Genomic DNA, 6852 nt, shown 5'->3' on the forward strand with positions numbered 1-6852 from the left:
GCCGTACTGGTTTAAAGTTAATCCACTATAATAGTGGGGTAGGGCAGTGTAGCGTGGGCTTCGCCCACGAAAAAACGATGCTATGTTATCTCCCGACTCGGAAACCAAACCATCAATTCCGTGGGCAAAGCCCACGCTACAATCCGCAGCAGGTATCGCAACGCCCTACCCGCCGCCGCGTTGGATTTGCCTATCAGGAAAAGCTGTTTGTTTAGCTTAGATTCACTTTCCTCCCCCATAAAAATTAAAAAGGTCGTCTGAAACCCATAATCACATGGTTTCAGACGACCTTTAATCTTTTCCATCCGCTTTTCAGACGGCCTTACAGCAAGAACATTGTCGCCAGTCCCAAGAAAATCAGAAAACCGCCGGAATCCGTTACCGCCGTAATCAGCACCGAGCTGCCCAAAGCAGGGTCGCGGCCGGATTTTTCCATGATGACGGGGATGAGTACGCCGACCGAGGCGGCGAGCAAGAGGTTCAGCGTCATTGCGGCGACCATCACCAAACCGATGCCGATGCTGCCGTACAGCAGCCATGACACCACGCCCATGACCGTTCCCCAGATGATGCCGTTGACTAAGGCGACGCCGACTTCTTTTTTCAACAACCGCCCTGCCTGCATCCCCGTCAACTGCCCCATCGCCATCGCGCGGACAATCATGGTGATGGTTTGATTGCCCGAATTGCCGCCGATACCGGCGACGATGGGCATCAGCGCGGCGAGTGCGACGATTTTTTCGATACTGCCTTCAAACGCGCCGATAACGCGGCTGGCGAGAAAGGCGGTGCAGAGGTTGACAGCAAGCCACATCCAGCGGTTTTTCACCGAATCCCAGACGGGTGCGAACAAATCTTCCTCTTCCTGCAAACCCGCCATGTTCAACATATCCGCTTCCGATTCTTCGCGGATAACGTCCACCATCTCGTCGATGGTAATCCTGCCGATGAGCTTTTTGTTTTCATCGACGACGGGCGCGGTAACCAAGTCATAACGTTCGAACGCCTGCGCCGCTTCTTCCACGTCGTCTTCGGGACGGAAGCGCACGACTTCGGTCGCCATCACGTCCGCCACCAAGTCTTCGGGATCGGCAACCAAAAGTTTGCGGATGGGCAGCACGCCTTGCAGGATGTCGTTTTCATCGACCACGAAAATCTTGTCGGTATGGTCGGGCAGGCTTTCGAAACGGCGCAGGTAACGCAGCACCACTTCGCAGGCAACGTCGGCGCGGATGCTGACCAGTTCGAAGTCCATAATCGCGCCGACTTGATTGTCCTCATATGACATCGCCGCTTTGACTTGGGCGCGCTCTTCCTCGTCACGCGTCTGCAAGGCTTCATAGACCACTTGGTGCGGCAAATCGCCCGCCAGCTCCGCCAGTTCGTCCGCGTCCAAGTCATCGACCGCCGCCAACAGCTCGTCTTTGTCCATCGACTCAATCAGCGTTTCGCGCACCGCGTCGGAGACTTCCAGCAACACTTCGCCGTCGTCTTCAGGCGTGACCAGAAGCCAAACGATATTACGTTCACGCGGTGGCAACGACTCCAACACCGCCGCCACGTCGGCAGGGTGCAGCTCGTTCAAAAGGACGGTCAGCTCGGTGAATTTATCGCGCAGCGCCTCGTCCTCAATCGGCACGCCTTCCTCAATTTGCGGGAAGGCGGGCGAAAGAATTTCGCACAGCGCGTGGATACGGTCGAAATCGGCGGAAACGCGCTCTACGTCGCTTTCGATACCGTCGTTTTCAAGGTTCGGAGGGGTTTGTTCGATGCTCATAAATGCTCCGCCCGCCGGATGCGGGAAAGCATTTCGGCGGGATGGTTATCGTGTATTTCGGGATAAACCGGAAGGGAAGTTCAGTAAAAACGAACTGGGAAGGTCCATAATAAAAGCCTGCAGATTCAGGCGTCGTGTTGGAAACGGAGCGTATTTTACCCTGTTTTAGGGCGGTTTACTATTTTAAACGGTGAATTGAAAAAGGTCGTCTGAAAACTGTCTGTGGGGATTTTTCTCTTTTTCGGGCAAAAGGCAGGGAATGTATTCTGTAAATAGGGGAAAAGAAAGTTTGCCGTTATGTTTGATGTAAGACAGGTTTGGGACGTGCAACGGTTGTCTGTTTGCCGCCGTCGTGGATAGAATGGGGAAATTTTGCGTACGGGCAACATGACGCTTTCCCGTGCTTATCAGAACTACGCTTTCAGACGACCCCTTCCTTAATTTTTCGAACGCCCGATTGTAAAGATAAATGAACGAATAGGGCTGGTTTGGGTCAATGCTTAAATGGTTTTATTGCTTTCTTTACAAAAAAACGAAAGGACTACCTCATGTCGGACAATACGCAACCTACGCGGCAGGGCTTGCCCTCGCTGCCGAAAAGCACGATTTGGATGCTCAGTTTCGGTTTTCTCGGCGTTCAGACGGCCTTTACCCTGCAAAGCTCGCAGATGAGCCGCATCTTCCAGACGCTCGGTGCCGACCCGCACAGCCTCGGCTGGTTCTTTATCCTGCCGCCGTTGGCGGGGATGCTGGTACAGCCGATTGTCGGTCATTACTCCGACCGCACTTGGAATCCGCGCTTGGGCGGTCGCCGTCTGCCGTATCTGCTTTACGGCACGCTGATTGCGGTCATTGTGATGATTTTGATGCCGAACTCGGGCAGCTTCGGCTTCGGCTATGCGTCGCTGGCGGCCTTGTCGTTCGGCGCGCTGATGATTGCGCTGTTGGACGTGTCGTCGAATATGGCGATGCAGCCGTTTAAAATGATGGTCGGCGACATGGTCAATGAGGAGCAAAAAAGCTACGCCTACGGGATTCAGAGCTTCTTGGCGAATACGGGCGCGGTTGTGGCGGCGATTCTGCCGTTTGTGTTTGCGTATATCGGTTTGGCGAATACTGCCGAGAAAGGCGTCGTACCGCAGACCGTGGTCGTGGCGTTTTATGTGGGCGCGGCGTTGTTGGTGATTACCAGTGCGTTCACGATTTTCAAAGTGAAGGAATACGACCCGGAAACCTACGCCCGCTATCACGGCATCGACGTGGCGGCAAATCAGGAAAAAGCCAACTGGTTCGAACTCTTGAAAACCGCGCCTAAAGCGTTTTGGACGGTCACTCTGGTGCAGTTTTTCTGCTGGTTCGCTTTCCAATATATGTGGACTTATTCCGCTGGCGCGATTGCGGAAAACGTCTGGCACACGACCGATGCGTCTTCCGTAGGCTATCAGGAAGCGGGCAACTGGTACGGTGTATTGGCGGCGGTGCAGTCGGTTGCGGCGGTGATTTGTTCGTTTGTATTGGCGAAAATCCCCAACCGATACCTTAAGGCGGGTTATTTCAGCTGCCTGGCTTTGGGCGCGCTCGGCTTTTTCTCCGTATTCTTCATCAGCAACCAATACGCGCTGGTGTTGTCTTACATCTTAATCGGTATTGCTTGGGCGGGCATCATCACTTATCCGCTGACGATTGTAACCAACGCCTTGTCGGGCAAGCATATGGGCACTTATTTGGGCTTGTTCAACGGCTCCATCTGTATGCCTCAGATTGTTGCTTCGCTGTTGAGCTTCATGTTGTTCCCGATGATGGGCGGTTTGCAGGCCAATATGTTCTTGGTAGGGGGCGTCGTCCTGCTGCTGGGCGCGTTTTCCGTGTTCCTGATTAAAGAAACACACGGCGGCGTATAATTTTCTTCATTTATCGGCAGGAGGGTCGTCTGAAGCTTCTGCCGACGCTTTATTTGATTTAAGTAAGACGAACCGTATTTCAAAACGGTTTGCCATAAAACCATCAAAACAGGAGCTTTACGATGTATACAAGAATCATGGAAGTCAGCCCTTGGACGCTGCGTTCGGCAAAACTGGAAAAAGAACACAAACGGCTGCAAGAGAGCCTGACCAGCTTGGGCAACGGCTATATGGGTATGCGCGGCAGCTTTGAGGAAACCTATTCCGCCGACAGCCACTTGGGCACCTACATCGCCGGCGTGTGGTTCCCCGACAAAACCCGCGTCGGCTGGTGGAAAAACGGCTACCCCAAATATTTCGGCAAAGCCATCAACGCGCTCAATTTCAGCAAAGTTAAAATCTTTGTCGACGGGCAGGAAGTGGATTTGGCGAAAAACGACGTTGCCGGCTTCTCCATCGAACTCAATATGCAGCATGGCGTGTTGCGCCGCTCGTTCACCGTATTCGGCGTGCGTTTCGATGTGTGCAAATTCCTGTCCGTCGCGCAAAAAGAGCTGGCGGTTATCCGCTGGGAAGCTGTGTCCGTTGACGGCAAAACCCACCAAGTCCGCATCGATTCCATCATCGACGCCGACGTGAAAAACGAAGATTCCAACTACGAAGAAAAATTCTGGCAGGTATTGGACAAAGGCGTTTCAGACGACCGCTCCTACATTGCCACCCAAACCGTCGCCAATCCCTTCGGCGTAGAGCAATTCATCGTCAACGCCGAGCAAACCTTCGCCGGCAGCTTCAAAGCCCTCGGTGGCAGCCAAACCGACTGGCAGGTCTCCAATTCTTTCGAAGCCGAAGTCGGCAGTACGCCCGAAACTTTTGAAAAACGCGTGATTGTTACCACCAGCCGCGATTATCAGGGCTTGGAAGCGGTGAAAGCCGCAGGCCGCGCCTTGTCGGAAAAAATCGCAGGCGTTGCGTTTGAAACCTTGCTGGACGCGCACAAAGCAGGCTGGCTGCACCGTTGGGAAATCGCCGACGTAGTCATCGAAGGCAGCGACGAAGCGCAGCAGGGTATCCGCTTCAACCTGTTCCAACTGTTCTCCACCTACTACGGCGAAGACGCGCGCCTGAACATCGGCCCGAAAGGCTTTACCGGCGAAAAATACGGCGGCGCGACCTATTGGGACACCGAAGCCTACGCCGTGCCGCTCTACCTCGCACTGGCGGAACCCGAAGTTACCCGCAACCTGCTGCAATACCGCCGCAACCAACTGCCGCAGGCGCAACACAACGCGCGCGAACAGGGCTTGGCGGGCGCACTCTATCCGATGGTAACGTTTACGGGCATTGAGTGCCACAACGAATGGGAAATCACCTTCGAGGAAATCCACCGTAACGGCGCGATTCCTTACGCCATCTACAACTACACCAACTACACCGGCGACGAAAGCTATCTTGCCAAAGAAGGCTTGGAAGTCTTGGTCGAAGTGTCCCGCTTCTGGGCGGACCGCGTCCACTTCTCCAAACGCAACGGCAAATACATGATTCACGGCGTAACCGGCCCGAACGAATACGAAAACAACATCAACAACAACTGGTACACCAACACCCTCGCCGCATGGGTATTGGACTACACCCGCGAAGCCCTGGCGAAATACCCGCGTCCGGATTTGAACGTGAGTGCCGACGAGCTGGAAAAATGGGCGGACATCAGCGCCAATATGTACCGTCCGCATGACGAAGAACTCGGCGTATTCGTGCAGCACGACGGCTTCCTCGACAAAGATATCCGCCCCGTGTCCGCGCTTTCGCCCGACGATTTGCCGCTCAACCAGAAATGGTCGTGGGACAAAATCCTGCGTTCGCCCTTCATCAAACAGGCGGACGTGTTGCAAGGTATCTACTTCTTCGGCGACCGTTTCAACATGGACGAAAAACGCCGCAACTTCGACTTCTACGAACCGATGACCGTGCATGAAAGCTCGTTGTCGCCGTGTATCCACGCCATCCTTGCCGCCGAACTGGGCAAAGAAGAAAAAGCGGTGGAAATGTACCAGCGCACCGCCCGCCTGGACTTGGACAACTACAACAACGACACCGAAGACGGCCTGCACATCACCTCCATGACCGGCTCGTGGCTCGCCATCGTCCAAGGTTTCGCCCAAATGAAAACCTGGGGCGGCAAACTCAGCTTCGCACAGTTCCTGCCGAGTGCGTGGACAGGCTATGCCTTCCACATCAACTACCGAGGCCGTCTGATTAAAGTCGCCGTCGGTAAAGAAAATGTGGTCTTCACCCTGCTCAAAGGCGAGCCGCTCGATTTGCAGGTGTACGGTAAAGACATCACGCTCAACGGCAGCCACACCGTCGCGTTGGAAAAATAAGGAGGGCGCAAAATGACTTTTACCGCAGTCCTCTTTGACCTCGACGGCGTCATCACCGACACCGCCGAATACCACTACCGCGCATGGAAAAAGCTCGCCGAAGGGCTGGGCATCAGCATCGACCGCAAGTTTAACGAGCAGCTCAAAGGCGTGTCGCGCGACGATTCGCTCAAACGCATCCTCGCGCACGGCGGCAAAACCGTCGGCGAAGCCGAGTTCGCCGAACTGACCCGCCGCAAAAACGACAACTACTTGGAGATGATTCAGGCGGTCAAACCCGAAGACGTGTACCCCGGCATTTTGCCGCTGCTGGAAGCATTGAGGGCAAACGGCAAAAAAATCGCCCTCGCGTCCGCCAGTAAAAACGGCCCGTTCCTGCTCGAACGCATGGGGCTGACCCACTTCTTCGACGCCGTCGCCGACCCTGCCGCCGTCGCGCATTCCAAACCCGCCCCCGACATCTTCCTTGCCGCCGCCGAGGGCGTGGGCGCGGACATCCGCCACTGCATCGGCATCGAAGACGCCGCCGCAGGTGTCGCCGCCATCAAAGCTTCCGGCGCCTTGCCCATCGGCGTGGGCAAAGCCGAAGACTTGGGCAGCGACATCGCGCTGGTGTCCGGCACCGCCGAGCTGACCTACGCCTACCTGCAAAACGTGTGGGCACAGTCGGGCAGGTAAAACGCGTCAGGTAAAGTTGTTAAGGAAGTAAAAAGGTCGTCTGAAAACCTGAATTTTGGTTTTCAGACGACCTTTCTCATTGGAAAAATATAGTGGATTAAATTTAAATCAGGAC

At 54.8% G+C, this 6852-nt stretch carries 5 protein-coding genes; 3 read left to right on the forward strand and 2 right to left on the reverse strand.

Annotated features, from left to right (window positions below; all coding sequences use genetic code 11):
• Positions 1–80 precede the first annotated feature (80 nt).
• Together HMPREF3066_RS00700 and mgtE are read right to left on the reverse strand one after the other, a co-directional pair.
• The gene (locus HMPREF3066_RS00700; RefSeq protein ID WP_070439807.1) at positions 81–305 is read right to left on the reverse strand and encodes a hypothetical protein; all 225 of its coding nucleotides are present in this window, start codon (positions 303–305) and stop codon (positions 81–83) included.
• Between the two features lie 17 nt (positions 306–322).
• Entirely contained in the window at positions 323–1777 is a 1455-nt protein-coding gene (mgtE, locus tag HMPREF3066_RS00705) for a magnesium transporter (protein ID WP_070439809.1), read from the reverse strand.
• Between the two features lie 548 nt (positions 1778–2325).
• Between mgtE and HMPREF3066_RS00710 the strand changes: the two genes are divergently transcribed.
• The 3 genes from HMPREF3066_RS00710 to pgmB all read left to right on the forward strand — a co-directional run bounded on the left by HMPREF3066_RS00710 (position 2326) and on the right by pgmB (position 6737).
• Entirely contained in the window at positions 2326–3678 is a 1353-nt protein-coding gene (locus tag HMPREF3066_RS00710) for an SLC45 family MFS transporter (RefSeq protein ID WP_070439811.1), read from the forward strand.
• Between the two features lie 122 nt (positions 3679–3800).
• Positions 3801–6059 (forward strand): glycoside hydrolase family 65 protein, encoded by a 2259-nt coding sequence (locus HMPREF3066_RS00715; protein ID WP_070439814.1) that lies wholly within the window; start codon positions 3801–3803, stop codon positions 6057–6059.
• Positions 6060–6071: 12 nt separating this feature from the next.
• Positions 6072–6737 carry a beta-phosphoglucomutase gene (gene pgmB, locus HMPREF3066_RS00720; RefSeq protein WP_070439816.1) on the forward strand — a complete coding sequence of 222 codons (666 nt, stop codon included), beginning with the start codon at positions 6072–6074 and terminating at the stop codon, positions 6735–6737.
• Positions 6738–6852: the final 115 nt, after the last annotated feature.

It is taken from the genome of Neisseria sp. HMSC03D10 (assembly GCF_001807625.1).
GTDB classification, from domain to species: Bacteria; Pseudomonadota; Gammaproteobacteria; order Burkholderiales; family Neisseriaceae; genus Neisseria; species Neisseria mucosa.